At 71.8% G+C, this 16,360-nt stretch carries 17 protein-coding genes; 11 read left to right on the top strand and 6 right to left on the bottom strand.

The window, feature by feature from the left end:
- The first annotated feature begins 100 nt into the window (after window positions 1-100).
- Both xylB and ACZ6C1_RS24725 read left to right on the top strand, forming a co-directional pair.
- Entirely contained in the window at window positions 101-1,543 is a 1,443-nt protein-coding gene (gene xylB, locus ACZ6C1_RS24720; protein ID WP_469243299.1) for a xylulokinase, read from the top strand.
- Window positions 1,540-2,469, top strand: a complete 930-nt coding sequence (locus ACZ6C1_RS24725; protein WP_469243300.1) for an RluA family pseudouridine synthase — start codon at window positions 1,540-1,542, stop codon at window positions 2,467-2,469. The genes xylB and ACZ6C1_RS24725 overlap by 4 nt, the downstream gene beginning before the upstream one ends.
- Here ACZ6C1_RS24725 and ACZ6C1_RS24730 read toward each other — a convergent pair.
- The 4 genes from ACZ6C1_RS24730 to ACZ6C1_RS24745 all read right to left on the bottom strand — a co-directional run bounded on the left by ACZ6C1_RS24730 (window position 2,453) and on the right by ACZ6C1_RS24745 (window position 6,680).
- Window positions 2,453-3,082, bottom strand: coding sequence for an MBL fold metallo-hydrolase (locus tag ACZ6C1_RS24730; RefSeq protein WP_469243301.1), 630 nt, complete (start codon window positions 3,080-3,082; stop codon window positions 2,453-2,455). The two genes, ACZ6C1_RS24725 and ACZ6C1_RS24730, sit on opposite strands and share 17 nt — an antisense overlap.
- Window positions 3,082-4,167, bottom strand: coding sequence for an S-(hydroxymethyl)mycothiol dehydrogenase (locus ACZ6C1_RS24735; protein ID WP_469243509.1), 1,086 nt, complete (start codon window positions 4,165-4,167; stop codon window positions 3,082-3,084). The genes ACZ6C1_RS24730 and ACZ6C1_RS24735 overlap by 1 nt, the downstream gene beginning before the upstream one ends.
- Before the next feature lie 140 nt (window positions 4,168-4,307).
- Entirely contained in the window at window positions 4,308-5,774 is a 1,467-nt protein-coding gene (locus ACZ6C1_RS24740; RefSeq protein ID WP_469243302.1) for an amino acid permease, read from the bottom strand.
- Window positions 5,775-5,978: 204 nt separating this feature from the next.
- Entirely contained in the window at window positions 5,979-6,680 is a 702-nt protein-coding gene (locus tag ACZ6C1_RS24745; protein ID WP_469243303.1) for a FadR/GntR family transcriptional regulator, read from the bottom strand.
- Between the two features lie 143 nt (window positions 6,681-6,823).
- On the opposite strand from ACZ6C1_RS24745, the gene ACZ6C1_RS24750 reads away from it, so the two are divergent.
- The 6 genes from ACZ6C1_RS24750 (at window position 6,824) to ACZ6C1_RS24775 (ending at window position 11,774) form a co-directional block, all read left to right on the top strand.
- Window positions 6,824-7,342 carry a gluconokinase gene (locus ACZ6C1_RS24750; RefSeq protein WP_469243304.1) on the top strand — a complete coding sequence of 173 codons (519 nt, stop codon included), beginning with the start codon at window positions 6,824-6,826 and terminating at the stop codon, window positions 7,340-7,342.
- 13 nt (window positions 7,343-7,355) lie between these two features.
- Window positions 7,356-8,753 (top strand): GntT/GntP/DsdX family permease, encoded by a 1,398-nt coding sequence (locus ACZ6C1_RS24755; RefSeq protein ID WP_469243305.1) that lies wholly within the window; start codon window positions 7,356-7,358, stop codon window positions 8,751-8,753.
- A 52-nt stretch (window positions 8,754-8,805) separates the two neighbouring features.
- Window positions 8,806-9,231, top strand: coding sequence for an ASCH domain-containing protein (locus tag ACZ6C1_RS24760; RefSeq protein WP_469243306.1), 426 nt, complete (start codon window positions 8,806-8,808; stop codon window positions 9,229-9,231).
- On the top strand, window positions 9,228-9,611 hold the full coding sequence (locus tag ACZ6C1_RS24765) for a nuclear transport factor 2 family protein (protein WP_469243307.1): 384 nt from the start codon (window positions 9,228-9,230) through the stop codon (window positions 9,609-9,611). The genes ACZ6C1_RS24760 and ACZ6C1_RS24765 overlap by 4 nt, the downstream gene beginning before the upstream one ends.
- Before the next feature lie 514 nt (window positions 9,612-10,125).
- Window positions 10,126-10,920, top strand: coding sequence for a calcium-binding protein (locus ACZ6C1_RS24770; RefSeq protein ID WP_469243308.1), 795 nt, complete (start codon window positions 10,126-10,128; stop codon window positions 10,918-10,920).
- 68 nt (window positions 10,921-10,988) lie between these two features.
- Window positions 10,989-11,774, top strand: coding sequence for a calcium-binding protein (locus ACZ6C1_RS24775; protein ID WP_469243309.1), 786 nt, complete (start codon window positions 10,989-10,991; stop codon window positions 11,772-11,774).
- Between the two features lie 215 nt (window positions 11,775-11,989).
- Here ACZ6C1_RS24775 and ACZ6C1_RS24780 read toward each other — a convergent pair whose 3' ends face one another.
- A complete protein-coding gene (locus tag ACZ6C1_RS24780) occupies window positions 11,990-13,648 on the bottom strand; it encodes an FAD-binding dehydrogenase (protein ID WP_469243310.1) in 1,659 nt (552 codons plus the stop codon).
- Window positions 13,649-13,734: 86 nt separating this feature from the next.
- Between ACZ6C1_RS24780 and ACZ6C1_RS24785 the strand changes: the two genes are divergently transcribed.
- From ACZ6C1_RS24785 to ACZ6C1_RS24795, 3 genes are read left to right on the top strand one after another with little or no spacing between them, the layout of a single operon-like run.
- Window positions 13,735-14,265, top strand: coding sequence for an NUDIX domain-containing protein (locus tag ACZ6C1_RS24785; protein WP_469243311.1), 531 nt, complete (start codon window positions 13,735-13,737; stop codon window positions 14,263-14,265).
- On the top strand, window positions 14,262-14,654 hold the full coding sequence (locus ACZ6C1_RS24790; protein WP_469243312.1) for a YidH family protein: 393 nt from the start codon (window positions 14,262-14,264) through the stop codon (window positions 14,652-14,654). Before ACZ6C1_RS24785 ends, ACZ6C1_RS24790 begins: the two co-directional genes overlap by 4 nt.
- Window positions 14,654-14,974: a DUF202 domain-containing protein gene (locus tag ACZ6C1_RS24795; protein WP_469243313.1), complete on the top strand. Its 321-nt coding sequence runs from the start codon at window positions 14,654-14,656 to the stop codon at window positions 14,972-14,974. The genes ACZ6C1_RS24790 and ACZ6C1_RS24795 overlap by 1 nt, the downstream gene beginning before the upstream one ends.
- A gap of 146 nt (window positions 14,975-15,120) precedes the next feature.
- On the opposite strand, the gene ACZ6C1_RS24800 is transcribed toward ACZ6C1_RS24795, so the two are convergent.
- Window positions 15,121-16,020 (bottom strand): AfsR/SARP family transcriptional regulator, encoded by a 900-nt coding sequence (locus ACZ6C1_RS24800; protein ID WP_469243314.1) that lies wholly within the window; start codon window positions 16,018-16,020, stop codon window positions 15,121-15,123.
- Window positions 16,021-16,360 lie beyond the last annotated feature (340 nt).

Below are 16,360 nucleotides of genomic sequence, written 5' to 3' on the forward strand. Positions count from 1 at the left end.
ACCTCCGGCTCTATTTGTTTTCTCACATTACTAATACGCTACGGATGCCCGTCGGCCAAGAGACACGAGCATCGGCCGAAGATCACGAGGAGGTACGAGGATGCCGTCGCCCCCGGTCGTCATCGGCGTGGACAGCTCCACCCAGTCCACCAAGGCGGCCGTCGTGGACGCCGCCTCCGGACGGGTGCTGGCCCTGGGCCGGGCCGCGCACACGGTGAGCGGCGAGGCCGGGACGCGGGAGAGCGACCCTGAGCGGTGGTGGCGGGCGCTCACCGAAGCCGTCGCCCGGGCCCTGGCGGGCCTCGACGCCCGCGCGGTCACGGGCATCGCCGTCGCCGGCCAGCAGCACGGCCTGGTCGTCCTGGACACCTCCGGCCGCCCGCTCCGCCCCGCCCTGCTGTGGAACGACACCCGCTCCGCTCCCCAGGCCGCCGCCCTCACCGGCACGCTCGGCGCCGACGGCTGGCTGGCCCGTACCGGATCCGTACCGGTGGCGTCGATGACGGCCACCAAGTGGCAGTGGCTGCGCGAGCACGAACCGCGTACCGCCGAGGCGGCCGCCGCCGTGCGCCTCCCCCACGACTTCCTGACCGAGCGGCTGAGCGGGACCGCCGCGACCGACCCGGGCGACGCGTCCGGCACCTGCTGGTACTCCACCGCGAGCGGGGCGTACGACCCCGGACTGCTCGACCTGCTCGGGCTGGACCCCGCCCGCCTCCCGGCCGTCGCCCCGACCGGCGCCACCCGAGTCGGCCCGCTGACCGCCACGGCGGCGGACGAGCTGGGCCTGCCGGAGGGCATCGCCGTGGCCGCGGGCACCGGGGACAACATGGCCGCCGCGGTGGGCCTCGGGCTGGGCGGCCGGGGCCTGCTGGACCATCCGGTGGTCTCCCTCGGCACGTCCGGGACCGTCTTCACGGCCACCCGCACCCGGCCCGCCACCGCCGCCCTCGCGGGTTTCGCCGCCACCGACGGCACCTTCCTTCCACTGGGCTGCACCCTCAACTGCACGCTCGCCGTCGACAGGGTGGCCGAGCTGCTGGGCCTCGACCGCGAGGACGCCGTGCCCGGAGGTGAGGCGGTCCTCCTGCCGTACCTCGACGGTGAACGCACCCCCGACCTCCCCGGCGCCTCCGGTCTGCTCACCGGGCTCCGCCACGGCACCACGCGGCAGCAGCTCCTGGGTGCCGCCTACGAGGGCGCGGCCTTCACCGTGCTCCGGGCGCTGGAGGCGCTGCCCGGCACGGGAGAGGACGTGCCGCTACGGCTGATCGGCGGGGGCGCGCGGGGGCGTACGTGGGTCGAGACCGTACGCCGTCTCTCCGGGCGACCGGTTGTCCTGCCCCGTACCGCCGAGCTCGTCGCCGTCGGCGCCGCCGCCCTGGCCGCGGGCGCGGCGTCCGGGGAGGATCCGGTGGCGGTCGCGACCGCGTGGGGCGCCGGCGAGGGCGAGACGCTGCCTCCCGTCGGACGGGACCGTGCCGCCTGGGACAGGATCGCCGCGGTACTGCCCGCCGTGGGACCGCTTACGGTGGGCGGGTGAGACGCAGGACCAAGGCCCCGGCGGCCCCGCTTCCGCAGCGCGCCGGTATCGACCCGGTGCGGGTGCGGCTGCCCGCCGACCCTGAGGGGGCGTGGGCGACCGTACGGGACCATCTGCTGGGGCGGTACGCGGGCGCCATCGGCGCCGACCGCGTGGACGCGATGCTCGCGGCGGGCCGGTTCGTCGGCGCGGACGGGGCGGCGGTGGGGGCGGACGAGCCGTACGAGCCGGGGCGGTACGTGTGGTTCCACCGGGACCTCCCGGCCGAGGAGCGGGTGCCGTTCGAGGTGGGCATCGTGTACCGCGACGAGCGGATCGTGGTCGCCGACAAGCCGCACTTCCTGGCGACGACCCCGCGCGGGCGGCACGTCACGGAGACGGCGCTGGCGCGGTTGCGGCGTGAGCTGGACCTTCCGCGGTTGCAGCCGGCGCACCGGCTGGACCGGCTGACGGCGGGGCTCGCTCTCTTCGTCGTACGGCCCGAGGAACGGGGTGCGTACCAGACGCTGTTCCGGGACCGTCGGGTGCGCAAGGAGTACGAGGCGGTGGCCGCGTTCGAGTCCTCGTTGGAGCTGCCCGTGACCGTGCGCAGCCGGATCGTGAAGGAGCGGGGGGTGCTGGCGGCCCGGGAGGAGCCGGGCGAGCCCAACAGCGAGAGCCGTGTCGAGCTGCTGGAGCACCGGGGCGGGCTCGGCCGGTACCGGCTGGTGCCGGCGACCGGCCAGACCCACCAGCTGCGGGTCCACATGGCGGGGCTGGGCGTGCCCATCCTGCACGACCCGCTGTACCCGGTCGTGCGGGAGGACGGGCCGGAGGACTACACGCGTCCGCTGCAACTGCTGGCACGGACGCTGGAGTTCACCGACCCGGTCACGGGCGCCCCGATGCGGTTCGTGAGCCGGCTGCGGCTCAGTGGCCTCGGCTGACCCACTCCTCCAGGTGCGGGGCCTCGGCGCCGATCGTGGTGCTGTCGCCGTGTCCCGTACGGACGACCGTGTCCGGCGGGAGGGTGAGGAGCCGGTCGCGGATCGAGTCGATGATCGTCGGGAAGTGCGAGAAGGACCGGCCGGTGGCGCCCGGGCCGCCCGCGAAGAGCGTGTCGCCGGTGAAGACGGTGCCCAGGTCGGGTGCGTACAGGCAGACGGCGCCGGGCGCGTGGCCCGGCGTGTGCAGGACGGTGAGGTCGGCACCCGCGATGGTGAGGGTCTGGCCGTCGGCGAGCTCGCCGTCCGGGTGGCTGTCGGGGTGGGTCTGCTTCCACAGCGGCAGGTCGTCGGGGTGGAGGAGGATCCGGGCGCCGGTGGCGGCGGCGAGCGCGGGGGCGGCGTCGATGTGGTCGTTGTGGGCGTGGGTGCAGACGATGGCCCGCAGCGTGCGGCCGTCGAGGGCGGCGAGGATGGCGTCGGCGTCGTGGGCGGCGTCGATGACGATCGCCTCCGCGCCGTCCCCCACGATCCACACGTTGTTGTCGACGTCCCAGGTGCCGCCGTCCAGGGAGAAGGTGCCGGAGGTGACGAGGTGCTCGATGCGCGCGGTCATCAGAACACCACCACCGAACGCAGCACGTCGCCCTCGTGCATCCGCGCGAACGCCTTCTCGACGTCACCGAGGGCGATCGTCTCGGTGACGAACGCGCCCAGGTCGATGCGGCCCTGCTGGTGCAGGTCGATGAGCATGGGGAAGTCCCGGGAGGGCAGGCAGTCGCCGTACCAGGACGACTTGAGCGCTCCGCCGCGCCCGAAGACGTCGAGGAGCGGGAGCTCCAGCTTCATCTCGGGGGTCGGTACGCCGACGAGGACGACCGTGCCGGCGAGGTCGCGGGCGTAGAACGCCTGCCGGTAGGTCTCTGGGCGGCCGACCGCCTCGATCACCACGTCCGCGCCGAACCCGTCGGTGAGCTCGCGGACGGCCTCGACGGGGTCGGTGGTGCGGGAGTTGACGGTGTGGGTGGCGCCCATGGTGCGGGCGGTTTCCAGTTTCCGGTCGTCGATGTCGACGGCGATGATGCGCGCGGCGCCCGCCAGGCGGGAGCCGACGATCGCCGCGTCGCCGACGCCGCCGCAGCCGATGACGGCGACGGAGTCGCCGCGGCCGACATGGCCGGTATTGATCGCCGCGCCGATGCCGGCCATCACGCCGCAGCCCAGCAGACCGGCGACCGCGGGGGCGACGGACGGGTCGACCTTGGTGCACTGGCCGGCGGCGACCAGCGTTTTCTCGGCGAAGGCGCCGATGCCGAGGGCCGGTGACAGCTCCGTACCGTCCTCCAGGGTCATCCTCTGGCGGGCGTTGTGCGTGTCGAAGCAGTACCAGGGCCGGCCGCGCCGGCAGGCCCGGCACTTCCCGCAGACGGCCCGCCAGTTCAGGATCACGAAGTCGCCGGGCGCCACGTCGGTGACGCCGTCGCCGACCGACTCGACCACGCCGGCGGCCTCGTGGCCGAGGAGGAAGGGGAAGTCGTCGTTGATGCCGCCCTGCTTGTAGTGCAGGTCCGTGTGGCACACCCCGCACGCCTGGATCCTCACGACGGCTTCACCGGGGCCGGGGTCCGGGACGATGATCGTCTCCACCCGTACGGGCTCGTTCTTCCCCGGGGCAACGACCCCTTTGACCTGCTGCGCCATCGCGGCTCTTCCCTTCGTCGTGCGGTTGTCCCGGTCCACTATCGCGGTCACGTCGGCACGACGGGGTGGATATTCGGCCGCATACGCGAGGCCCCCGCCGGACGGGTGTCCGGCGGGGGCCTCGTGCGTACCCCGGGGGGTCAGTCCTGCGGCTGCGAGGCGGCGAGCGCCGCGACCCGCTTGCGGACGGCGAACCAGCCGCCGACCAGCAGGAGCGCGATGAGCGGGACGTAGTTGACGGTCTTCTGGCCGACGCCGCCGCCGTACCACATCAGGAACAGGACGGTGGCGAGGAAGATCAGCGTCACGATCTGCGTGTACGGGGCCCAGGGCAGCCGGTAGGACGGGCGGGTGACCTTGCCCTCCTTGGCGCGGACCCAGAACATCAGCGAGCAGAGCATGATCATGCCCCAGGTGCCGAGGATGCCGATGGAGGCGAGGTTCAGCACGATCTCGAAGGCCTCGCCGGGCATCACGTAGTTCAGGCCGACGCCGAGGACACCGAAGGCGGCGGTGAGCAGGATGCCGCCGTAGGGCACCTGGCCCTTGTTCATGCGGGCGGTGAACTTGGGCGCGGAGCCCGCCATCGCCATCGAGCGCAGGATGCGGCCGGTGGAGTACAGGCCGGAGTTCAGGCTGGACAGGGCGGCGGTGAGCACGACCAGGTTCATGATGTGGGCCGTGCCCGGGATGCCGAGCTTGTCGAACACGGTGACGAACGGGCTCTGGCCGCCGGTGAAGGCGGTGTACGGCAGGAGCAGCGAGAGCAGCACGACCGAGCCGACGTAGAACAGACCCACGCGCCACATGATCGAGTTGATCGCCTTCGGCATGATCTTCTCGGGGTTCTCGGTCTCACCGGCGGCGACACCGACCAGCTCGACGGAGGCGTAGGCGAAGACGACGCCCTGGACGACCAGGAGCATGGGCAGCATGCCGAGCGGGAAGATGCCGCCGTTGTCCGTGATGGTGGTGAGGCCCGGGGTGTGGCCGCCGACCTCGTGCTGGGTCGCCACCAGGAAGATGCCGACGCACATGAAGATCACCAGCGCGGCGACCTTGATGATCGCGAACCAGAACTCCATCTCACCGAAGTACTTCACCGAGATCAGGTTCGCGGTGAGGACCACGGCAAGGGCGATGAGGGCGAGCACCCACTGCGGGACGTCGCTGAACAGCGACCAGTAGTGCGCGAAGACCGCTGCCGCGGTGATGTCGGCGACGGCGGTGGTCGACCAGTTGAGGAAGTACAGCCAGCCGGCCGTGTAGGCGCCCTTCTCGCCCATGAACTCACGGGCGTAGGAGACGAAGGCACCGGAAGAGGGACGGTAGAGCACCAGCTCACCGAGGGCCCGGACGACGAAGAAGGCGAAGACGCCGCAGACGGCGTACGCGATCGCGAGGGAAGGACCAGCGCCCGCGAGGCGGCCGCCGGCACCGAGGAAGAGGCCGGTGCCGATCGCGCCGCCGATGGCGATCATGTTGACGTGCCGGGACTTGAGGTCCTTGCTGTAACCGGCGTCACCGGCGTCGATGTGGGGGGCGCCCGTCGCCGCCGGGGATCCGGGGCTCGGGGTGTCGGCCGCAGGCATGGTGCGGTCACTCATCTGGAAGTCGCCTTTGTGAGGGGTCGTGCGGTATCAGCCGGCCGTACGCGGGTGATGAAGGTGGTCACCGCGATAGAAGGCCAGGGCACATAGTCACGGCTTCGCCGCCGTTTTGGCTGTGGCCTATGTCACGAACAGGCTGATCTGAGGTGTTTTTGAGGTTACCGACTGGTTAATCAGCATTGAGCAGCTTAAGGGGTCGGACTACGGCGCGAGGACGTCGAGCTCGCGCAGTGCCCCCGTCGCGATCTCCCTGGTGAGCTCCTCGGCGCGGACCGCGTCCCGCTCCCGTACGGCCTCGGCGACCCGCACATGGAGGGTGACGGCGGCCGGGTCGGGATCCTCGAACATCACATGATGCTGGGTGCGGCCGGTGAGGACCTCGGCCACCACATCGCCGAGGCGGGCGAACATCTCGTTGCCCGAGGCATTGAGGACGACGCGGTGGAAGGCGATGTCATGGACGAGGTACGCCTCGAGCTGCCCGCCCCGCGAGGTCGCGACCATCCCGAGGGCCTGTTCGGTGAGCTCCCGGCACTGCTCGGGGGTGGCGTGGGTGGCGGCGAGACCGGCGGCGACCGGCTCGACGGCCGAGCGCAGCACGGTGAGCGAGCGGAGCTGGCGGGGACGGTCGGCTCCGGCCAGCCGCCAGCGGATGACGCGCGGGTCGTAGACATTCCACTGCTCGGTGGCGCGCACGGTCACCCCGACACGGCGCCGCGACTCCACCAGACGCATGGACTCCAGGACCCGGACCACCTCGCGGATCACAGTGCGTGACACCTCGAAACGCTGGGCGAGCTCGTCGGTGCGCAGCACACTGCCCGGCGGGTACTCCCCGGCGGTGATGGCCAGGCCCAGGGTGTCCAGCACATGCGTATGGAGCCCCTGTGCCTGTGTCGTCATGTGCATAGCGTAACCGCCAGGAAAAGTATGACTTTAATGTCACAGGCTCTTGAATACGTCGTACCCGATGCGTTTCAGTGTGCGGCGACGGATGCCGCGGTGGCGTCCGGATCGATGTCGAGGAAGACAGCGAGGCACCACCCATGGAGCAACCCCCCGTCGTCGTCGTGATGGGCGTGGCCGGCACCGGCAAGACCACCGTCGGTCCGCTGGTGGCCGCACGTCTGGGCGTGCCCTACGCCGAGGGCGACGACTTCCACCCCCCGGCCAACATCGCCAAGATGTCGGCCGGCGTCCCGCTGGACGACGGCGACCGGTGGCCCTGGCTGGACGCCGTCGGGCAGTGGGCGCACGGGCGGGCGGGCCTCGGCGGGGTGGTGAGCAGCTCGGCGCTGAAGCGGGCGTACCGCGACCGGCTGCGGGCGGCGGCGCCCGGCGTGATCTTCCTGCACCTGACCGGGGACCGGCGGCTGATCGAGGAGCGGATGGCGGGGCGCAAGGGGCACTTCATGCCGACCGCCCTGCTGGATTCGCAGTTCGCGGCCCTCCAGCCGCTCGGGGACGACGAGGCGGGTGTGGCCGTCGACGTCTCCGGCACCCCCGAGGACATCACCGAGCGGGCCGTCGCCGCGCTGCGCCGGTTCACCGACTCCCCCACCTGACCGAGGAACCCCTGTGACCAGTCTCAACGTGGAGATGCTGGCAGCGGACGCCACCGAGCCGATCACCTCGGCCGGCAACGTCCAGTCGGGCATCGCCGTCCTGGCGGGCATCGCCGTCATCGTGTTGCTCATCACCAGGTTCAAGCTCCATGCCTTCCTGGCGCTGACCGTGGGTTCGCTGGCGCTCGGCGCGTTCGCCGGCGCCCCGCTCGACGCCACCATCGCGTCGTTCACCAAGGGGCTCGGCGCGACCGTCTCGGGCGTCGGGGTCCTCATCGCCCTCGGAGCGATCCTCGGCAAGCTGCTCGCCGACTCGGGCGGCGCCGACCAGATCGTCGACACGATCCTCGCGAAGGCGGGCGGGCGCGCCATGCCGTGGGCGATGGTGCTGATCGCCTCGGTGATCGGGCTGCCCCTGTTCTTCGAGGTCGGCATCGTGCTGCTGATCCCGGTGGTGCTCATGGTCGCCAAGCGCGGCGGCTACTCGCTGATGCGGATCGGTGTGCCGGCGCTCGCCGGTCTGTCCGTGATGCACGGCCTGATACCCCCGCACCCCGGCCCGCTCGTCGCGATCGACGCGATCGGGGCGGACCTGGGCGTCACACTGGCCCTGGGCATCCTGGTCGCCGTCCCGACGGTGATCATCGCCGGACCGCTGTTCAGCAGGTACGCGGCACGCTGGGTGGACGTCCCGGTGCCCGACGGCATGATCCCGCAACGGACCTCGGACGACGTGGAGCGCCGGCCGGGCTTCGGCGCCACCGTGGCGACCGTGCTGCTGCCCGTGGTGCTGATGCTGGTCAAGGCGCTGGTGGACATCGTCGTCGACGACCCGGAGAACCACGTCCAGCGGGTCACCGACGTCATCGGCTCACCGCTGATCGCGCTGCTCGCCGCCGTGCTGGTGGGCATCTTCACGCTGGGCCGGGCGGCCGGCTTCTCCAAGGAACGGATCTCCTCGACCGTCGAGACGTCGCTCGCCCCGATCGCGGGCGTCCTGCTGATCGTCGGCGCGGGCGGCGGCTTCAAGCAGACGCTGATCGACGTGGGCGTGGGCCGGATGATCCTGGACTTCTCCGAGGACTGGGCGATCCCCGCGCTGCTGCTGGCCTGGCTGATCGCGGTGGCGATCCGGCTGGCCACCGGCTCGGCGACCGTGGCCACCATCTCGGCGGCCGGACTGGTCGCACCGCTGGCGGCCGACATGTCGACCTCGCACGCGGCGCTGCTGGTGCTGGCGATCGGTGCGGGATCCCTTTTCTTCAGCCATGTCAACGACGCCGGATTCTGGCTGGTGAAGGAGTACTTCGGGATGAACGTGGGCCAGACGATCAAGACGTGGTCGGTGATGGAGACGATCATCTCGGTCGTCGGGATCGTGTTCGTGCTGCTGCTGTCCCTGGTGCTGTAGCCGGGGAGTATTCCGTCGCAGCCGGGGCGGCGGCCTGCCAGACTGTCGCCCCATGGCGAACCCCGAACAGCTCAAGCCCTACCTGCTGGCCTTCCCCGGACCGTTGCGCGACCAACTGGTGACCGCCGTGCTGTCCGGGGAGAAGGTCTCGACGACGGGACTGCTCGTCGAGTACGAGGCCGAGGGCGAGGAACTCCCGCCGGTGGGCGAGCGGTCGGCACTCATCGACTCCGACGGACGCGAGGTCGCGGTGCTGGAACTGACCGAGGTCCGGGTGCTGCCACTCGGCGAGGTGGACCTGCGGCACGCCCTGGACGAGGGCGAGGGGTACACGTCGGTCGCCGAATGGCGGGCGGGGCACGAGGAGTTCTGGCACAGCGCCGAGATGCGCGAGGCCCTCGGGGACCCGGACTTCACGGTCGACGACACCACCATGGTGGTCGCCGAGCGGTTCCGGGTCGTGGAGCGGCTGCGGTGACGGTGACCGGTGTCGACGAGGCCGTCGCCGGTGAACTGCGGCTCCTCGAACCGGCCGTACGGACGTCACGTGTCCGGGCGGCCCGGCTGCTGCACCCGGAGTTCACGGAGGTCGGCGTGTCCGGGCGGCGGTGGACCCGGGAAGCCATGCTCGCCGCACTGCCCGCGATGGAGGGCGGCTCGTCCGAAGGACCGCACCACGAGGTGTCCGGCATGACGGGCGTCCAACTCGCCCCGGACCTCGTACACCTGACGTATGAGACGGTCGTCGCGGGCCGCCGGTCCCGGCGCAGCTCCTTGTGGCGCCGGGACCCGGACGCCGGCGGGGCCTGGCGGCTGTACTACCACCAGGGGACACCGGTGCCCGAGGGGACGCCCTAGGTCGTTGCCGCGAAGCCCCGGCCGGCACGAAAGGGACGCCGCACCACTCTCCACCGGGCGAGCGCCGTGACTTGATTCCGCAGCGCCGCGCGCCACTGGACCACGCACGCGTTTCTGCCACCTTTTCCTGAGCGTGCTTCCGCCGTCATGGCGTTGTTCCCACAGCTTGAGCCGCCTTTCACAGCGCTTTCCGCATTGTTCCGGCAGTGGCGTTAAACCCTCTCCTCCACAAGGCCTTCACACGGCATACTCAGGTCCGGCAGCCGGACGGCTGCCGGACGCGTCGTCCCTCGTCGGCACAGGTGACGGACACATCGCAGGCCGGTCCCGCGCGGGCAGAATTCCGCTGCCCGGCACCAGGAAACGCTTATTGGTTGACCACGGAAATACCCATGCGTCGCACGGCACGAACATGACCGTGCGCAGAGCGAAGAATATCAACGGTCAACCAGATCTGAACGGCACCGAATCGGCTGCTTTATGTCCTCGCACGCTTCTTCACTGGAGGCAGATCATGGCCAAGGCGCTATTCCGCACGGGGCTGCGCACCGCGAGTCTGATGACCGTGGTGCTCGGCTGCACACTCAGCCTCACCCTCCCGGCGAGCGCGGCCCCCGGGCCCCGGACGCCGGACCGGTCCGCGGCCGGCACGCTGGTGAGCAGGAACGGGACGTCGGTCACCGTCACCGCCGCCGTGGGTCTGGGCAATTCCATCTCCGTGTGGCAGGCCGGCGACACGGTCCGGGTGCGGGACACCGGGGACACCGTCGTGGCCCTCGGCGCGTGCGTCCAGGCCGGCGCCTCCGAGGTCGTCTGCCCGGGGGCGGGGAGCCTCACGGAACTCGTCGTGAACGCCGGCGACCAGGCGGACAACGTCACGTCGTTCCTCGCGAGTCCGGGCGTGACCCTGATCGGCGGCGCGGGCGACGACAGCCTCTACGGCGGCAGCGCCAACGACACGCTCGAGGGCGACGAGGGGGCCGACTTCCTCTCCGGCGGAGGCGGCAACGACACCCTCACCGGAGCCGCCGACCCGGACCGCATCTTCGGCGGAGCCGGCAACGACTCGATCGAGGGCCGCAACGGCGCCGACACGATCGACGCGGGCGCCGGCAACGACGTGGTCAGCGGCGGCGACGGGCACGACCGGGTGGTCGCGGGCAGCGGCACCGACTTCGTGGAGGGCGGTCCCGGGCGGGACAACCTCAACGCCGTCGACGACACCGGCGGCAACGACTACGTCCAGGGCGGCACCCACACCGACAGCTGCTCGGCCGACCTGGGCGACAGCGTCACCGAGTGTCCGTGACCGGCGGCCCACGGGGCGGGGACGTCCCCGTCACCCACGTACCACGACGACGAAGGAGACGCGGAGACATGGCAGTGCGACGAACCCACCTGATCCTGTCGGCAGGAGCGCTCCTCTGCGCCGCGCTGACCGCCACCTCCGCCTCGGCGGCTCCGCTCGCCGCCGAGGCACCCCGGGCCCGGGCGGGCGACACGGTGGTCGAGATGTCCGGCCGCACGCTGCTCGTGAGCGCCGACCAGGGCGTCGCCAATGACATCACCGTCCGCCGGCAGGGCGGCGTCGTCCTGGTGTCGGACACCGCGGCCGTGGTACGCGCCGGGGCGCCCTGCGTGTCGAGGTCGCCGCACACCGCGGAGTGCCCTCTGCCCGGCGCCGTCCAGGTCGACGGCGAGGACGGCGATGACGCCATCACGGTCTCCCCGAACGTCGACGCCCCGGCAACGCTGTACGGGGGCGGCGGCAAGGACCTGCTCCACGGCGGTCCCCACGCCGACCACCTGGTCGGCGACGACCCGGCCGGGAGGTCCGGCCTCGCGGCGGCGACGCCGGGCAACGACACCATCAACGGCGGCCCCGGCAACGACACCATCTCCGGCCTGGGCGGCAACGACACCATCAGCGGTGCGGCGGGGAACGACACCCTCAACGGGAACGAGGGCAACGACACCCTCAACGGCAACACCGGCAACGACACCCTGACGGGTGGGACCGGAAACGACACGCTGAACGGCGAGGAGGGGAACGACACCCTCTCCGCCACCGACGGCGTCAGCGCGAACGACAACCTCGACGGCGGTCTCTCCTTCGACTCCTGCACCCGCGACACCGGCGACCCCATGGTCAACTGTCCCTGACACCGGCCCACCGCCGCTGCCCCGGCCGACCCGCACCCCGGTCGGCCGGGGCAGTGGGGTGTTGCACCCCTCCGGGGCGCGGGGCGAGGGACGCGCGGTGGCGCGGGACCACGGGACACCGCCGGGCGCGGCGGCCATCGCCCAGGTCGTGTCCGCGAAGTCCCGCCCGGCCCGCGGCGCCCTCCGGGCGGACGCCGACACTCTGCGGACGCTCCCTAGGAGCCGGTCGCCTCGGCAGCCGCCCTTCCGGCCGCGCGGCCGGAGAACAGGCAGCCGCCGAGGAAGGTGCCCTCCAGGGAGCGGTAGCCGTGGACGCCTCCGCCGCCGAAGCCGGCCGCCTCGCCGGCCGCGTACACGCCGGGCAGCCGGGTGCCGTCGGCCATGAGGACGCGGGAGGAGAGGTCGGTCTCCAGGCCGCCGAGCGACTTGCGGGTGAGGATGTTCAGGCGCACGGCGATCAGCGGGCCGGCCTTGGGGTCGAGGATGCGGTGCGGGGTGACCGTACGGATCAGCCGGTCGCCCAGGTAGGCCCGGGCCCCTCGGATGGCCGTCACCTGGGAGTCCTTGGTGAAGGGGTTGGCGATCTCCCGGTCGCGGGCGGTGATTTCGCGGCGCAGCCCGGCCTCGTCGATCAGGGGTTCCTTGGTGAGGGCGTTCATGCCGCGTACGAGGGAGGTCAGGTCCTTCTCGACGACGAAGTCGACGCCGTGGTCCATGAACGCCTTGACGGGCCCGGGGACGTCGGCGCGGGCGCGGTCCAGGACCCCGCGGACGGACTTCCCGGTGAGGTCCGGGTTCTGTTCCGAGCCGGAGAGGGTGAACTCCTTGCCGATGATGCGCTGGTTGAGGACGAACCAGGTGTAGCCGTGCCCGGACCGCATGATGTGTTCGAGGGTGCCGAGCGTGTCGAAGCCGGGGAAGAGCGGGACGGGCAGCCGGCGGCCGCGTGCGTCCAGCCACAGGGAGGACGGGCCGGGCAGGATGCGGATGCCGTGCCGGGCCCAGATGGGGTTCCAGTTCTCGATGCCCTCGGTGTAGTGCCACATCCGGTCGCGGTTGATGTGGTGGGCGCCGGCCCTCTCCGCGATGCCGAGCATCAGGCCGTCGACGTGGGCGGGCACGCCGGAGAGCATCTTCTCGGGCGGGGTGCCGAGCCGCTCCGGCCACTGGGCGCGGACGAGGTCGTGGTTGCCGCCGATGCCGCCGGAGGTGACGATCACGGCCTGGGCCCGGTACTCGAACGCCCCGGTGACCTGCCGGCTGCCGGCCGTGCCGCGCTCGGCGGCGGACGGCTCCAGGATCTCGCCGCTGACGGTGTCGACGGCGCCCGCGGTGCGGCCGAGGCCGGTGACACGGTGACGGAACCGCAGGGTCACGAGGCCCCTGGCGACGCCCGCGCGGACGCGCCGCTCGAAGGGGGCGACCAGGCCCGGGCCGGTGCCCCAGGTGATGTGGAAGCGCGGCACCGAGTTGCCGTGCCCGGTGGCGTCGTAGCCGCCGCGTTCGGCCCAGCCGACGACGGGGAAGAACCGGACGCCCTGCCGGTGCAGCCATGCCCGCTTCTCGCCGGCCGCGAAGTCGACGTACGCCTCGGCCCACTGGCGCGGCCAGTGGTCCTCCGGGCGGTCGAAGCCGGCCGTGCCGAGCCAGTCCTGGAGGGCGAGGTCGTGGCTGTCCCGGATGCGCATACGCCGCTGCTCGGGCGAGTCGACGAAGAACAGGCCGCCGAAGGACCAGTGCGCCTGCCCGCCGATGGACTGCTCGGGCTCCTGGTCGAGGAGGATCACGCTGCGCCCGGCGTCGACCAGCTCGGCGGTGGCGACCAGGCCGGCGAGGCCCGCCCCGATCACGATCACATCAGCGTCGTACGCCATGGGTCCTCATCCTTGTCAGCAGGGTGCTCCGATCTTCGGTACGCGGCGGTAACACGTCAACAGGCGGGCGGTGATTTCATGGCGGCATGAAATCGCCCGCGGAAGAGATCCTGGACGTCGTCGACGAGCACGACGAGGTGGTGGAACGGCTGCCGCGCGGCGAGGTGTACGCGCGGGGCCTTCGCCACCGGTGCGTCTTCGTCCTCGCGCGGGACGCCGAGGACCGGGTGTTCGTCCACCGCCGCACCGCCACGAAGCTGGTCTTCCCGTCCCTGTACGACATGTTCGTGGGCGGTGTCGTCGGGGCGGGTGAGAGCTACGACGAGGCGGCGCTGCGGGAGGCGGAGGAGGAGCTGGGAGTGCGCGGGCTGCCGCGGCCCACACCGCTGATGAAGTTCCTGTACGAGGACGGCGGCGGGCGCGGGTCGTGGTGGTCGGCCGTGTACGAGGTGCGGTGCACACTGCCGGTGGACCCCCAGGTGGAGGAGGTCGCGTGGCACGCGTTCCTGCCGGAGCGGGAGCTCCTGGAGCGGCTGGGCGAGTGGGAGTGGGTGCCGGACGGGCTGGCGGCGTACGAAAGGCTGCGGGCGTACCGCGCCGGTAGGCTGATCATGTGAGCGAATTCGTGCGGGGTCTGCGGTTGTGGTTCGCGCCGCAGCGGATCCGGGAAGAGGGCGAGACGCCCGACTACCGGTTCTCCCTCGCCAATGAGCGCACCTTCCTCGCCTGGATCCGTACCGCCCTGGCTCTCGTCGGCGGTGGGTTCGCGGTGGACCAGTTCCTGCCCGATCTGCGCTGGGGCGTCCGGGTCGGGATGGCCCTCGCGCTGCTCGCCGCCGGGGCGCTGTGCGCGCTGCGGGCGGTGAACCACTGGGTGCGGTGCGAGCGGGCCATGCGGCGTGGCGAGGACCTGCCCGTCAGCCGCTTCCCGACGGTGCTGAGCCTGGCCGTGGGCCTGGTCGCGGTCGCGATGGTGGTGGTCGTCCTCTTCGGCTGGAGCGGCTGATGGCGGGCGATGCCGTGGACGTCCGCGATCCGGGGCTCCAGCCGGAGCGGACGCGGCTGGCGTGGCGGCGTACGACGCTCTCGGCCACCGTTGCCGCGGTGCTCGCCGCCAAGCAGGCCGTGCACGACGGGGTCACGGCGGCCGGGCTGGTGGGCACGGGCCTGTCGTTGCTGGTGTGGCTGGCGTTTCTGGGGGTGTCCCATCGCCGGGTGCGGGCGCTGGCGACGGCCCGTCCGCGTCCGATGACGCCCCGGGGCGCGGTGATGGCGGCGGCCTGCACGGTGGCGCTGGCCGCGTTCGCGGTGGCGGTGGTGGTGTGACCGCCCCGGCGTGCCTGATCGCGGGCCGGTGGGTGGCGTGAGGTGACCGCCCTCCCGTCCGGTGTGCGGGTGGCGCGTCATGCCGTGGTGGGTGGGGCGTTACGCCATGGCGGGTGGGGCGTTACGCCGTGGTGCCCAGTGGTGCGTCAGCCGAACGGGCCGCGGCGGGAGAGCGGCGAGACCGGGAACGGCACCGGCACGTCCTGTGCCGCCCCGCTGTCCTGCCGCAGCGCGGAGAGCGCCATCAACTGAGGGTCCTGCAGCAGCAACTGGGCGTGGAGCGCGCGCAGGGACGGGCCCGGTTCGGCACCGAGTTCCTCGACCACCCGGCCGCGGTGGTCCGCGTACACCGTGAGGGCCTCGTTGCCGCGGTCCGACCGGTAGAGCGCGAGCATCAGCAGCCACACGAAGCGTTCCCTCAGCGGATACTTGTGCACCGCGTAGTAGAGGTACGGCACCGCGTTGCGGTGTCTGCCGAGTTCGAGTTCCAGTTCGGCGCGCACCTCCATGTCGGCCAGGAAGCGCTCCTGGCGGTAGAGGCGCTCCCGCTCCAGCATGGGTCCGTCGAGGCCTTCGACGAGCGGGCCCGTCGACATCGTGCGCGCTTCCTCCAGCAGCCGTGCCGCCTTGAGGATCTCGCCGTCGCGGGCCGCGGCGATCCCGGCGGACGCCAGCCGTTCGTACGTGTAGAGGTCCACGTCGGCGTCCCCGGTGTCCAGCCGGTATCCGCCGCCCGACCACTCCAGGCGGACGCCGTGGCCGTCGGCCGCGAGCAGACCGCGCAGGCCCGAGACGGACTTCTGGATGAGATTCTTCGCGTACGCGGGGTACTCCATGCCCCACAGCGCCTCGGTCAGCTGGTCCACCCCGGTCTCCATGCCCGGCCGGAGCAACAGCACCGCCAGCAGGGCCCGTTGCTTGGGCGGCCCCAGTTCGAGGTTTTCCGGGCCCCGGCTGACGTGGAGCGGACCCAGTAGGCGGAAGCTCAGCTTCGGCGGGTTTCCCTCGCCCCTCATGCCGCGCTCACGCAGTAGCACACCTGACATGTTCCCCCCATGAATTGATCATGGCAAGGCTAGACATTACTGGCTGGTTCCCATCGCTCCGCGCCACCAAGTGAGGTAAGCGTCACACCGCGTGACATCGCGACGACATATGCCGAGGTCCCATGTCGTGGCGCACGGGCCCGGTCCGGACGCTCACGGCGTGGCGCACGGGCCCGGTCCGGAGGGCCCACGGCGTGGCGCACAGGCACGGTCGGCCACGGCTCACGGCGGGCTCACGGACCGCTCGAAGGACGGCGTTCAGCGCTTGTTCCAGCGCCTTGACCAGCGACTGGTCCAGCCCCCTCCCCCAAGGTGATGCGGTACCCGCTCTCTTGCTTGG

Source organism: Streptomyces sp. NPDC041796 (assembly GCF_055590785.1).

Excerpts from the sequence above, each read along its gene's own strand:
- xylB (WP_469243299.1), top strand. The coding sequence starts at position 101 with ATGCCGTCGCCCCCGGTCGTCATCGGCGTGGACAGCTCCACCCAGTCC.
- ACZ6C1_RS24730 (WP_469243301.1), bottom strand. The coding sequence starts at position 3,082 with ATGACCGCGCGCATCGAGCACCTCGTCACCTCCGGCACCTTCTCCCTG.
- ACZ6C1_RS24775 (WP_469243309.1), top strand. The coding sequence starts at position 10,989 with ATGGCAGTGCGACGAACCCACCTGATCCTGTCGGCAGGAGCGCTCCTC.
- ACZ6C1_RS24760 (WP_469243306.1), top strand. The coding sequence starts at position 8,806 with ATGGCGAACCCCGAACAGCTCAAGCCCTACCTGCTGGCCTTCCCCGGA.
- ACZ6C1_RS24770 (WP_469243308.1), top strand. The coding sequence starts at position 10,126 with ATGGCCAAGGCGCTATTCCGCACGGGGCTGCGCACCGCGAGTCTGATG.
- ACZ6C1_RS24800 (WP_469243314.1), bottom strand. The coding sequence starts at position 16,020 with ATGTCAGGTGTGCTACTGCGTGAGCGCGGCATGAGGGGCGAGGGAAAC.
- ACZ6C1_RS24735 (WP_469243509.1), bottom strand. The coding sequence starts at position 4,167 with ATGGCGCAGCAGGTCAAAGGGGTCGTTGCCCCGGGGAAGAACGAGCCC.
- ACZ6C1_RS24745 (WP_469243303.1), bottom strand. The coding sequence starts at position 6,680 with ATGACGACACAGGCACAGGGGCTCCATACGCATGTGCTGGACACCCTG.
- ACZ6C1_RS24785 (WP_469243311.1), top strand. The coding sequence starts at position 13,735 with ATGAAATCGCCCGCGGAAGAGATCCTGGACGTCGTCGACGAGCACGAC.
- ACZ6C1_RS24740 (WP_469243302.1), bottom strand. The coding sequence starts at position 5,774 with ATGAGTGACCGCACCATGCCTGCGGCCGACACCCCGAGCCCCGGATCC.
- ACZ6C1_RS24795 (WP_469243313.1), top strand. The coding sequence starts at position 14,654 with ATGGCGGGCGATGCCGTGGACGTCCGCGATCCGGGGCTCCAGCCGGAG.
- ACZ6C1_RS24750 (WP_469243304.1), top strand. The coding sequence starts at position 6,824 with ATGGAGCAACCCCCCGTCGTCGTCGTGATGGGCGTGGCCGGCACCGGC.
- ACZ6C1_RS24780 (WP_469243310.1), bottom strand. The coding sequence starts at position 13,648 with ATGGCGTACGACGCTGATGTGATCGTGATCGGGGCGGGCCTCGCCGGC.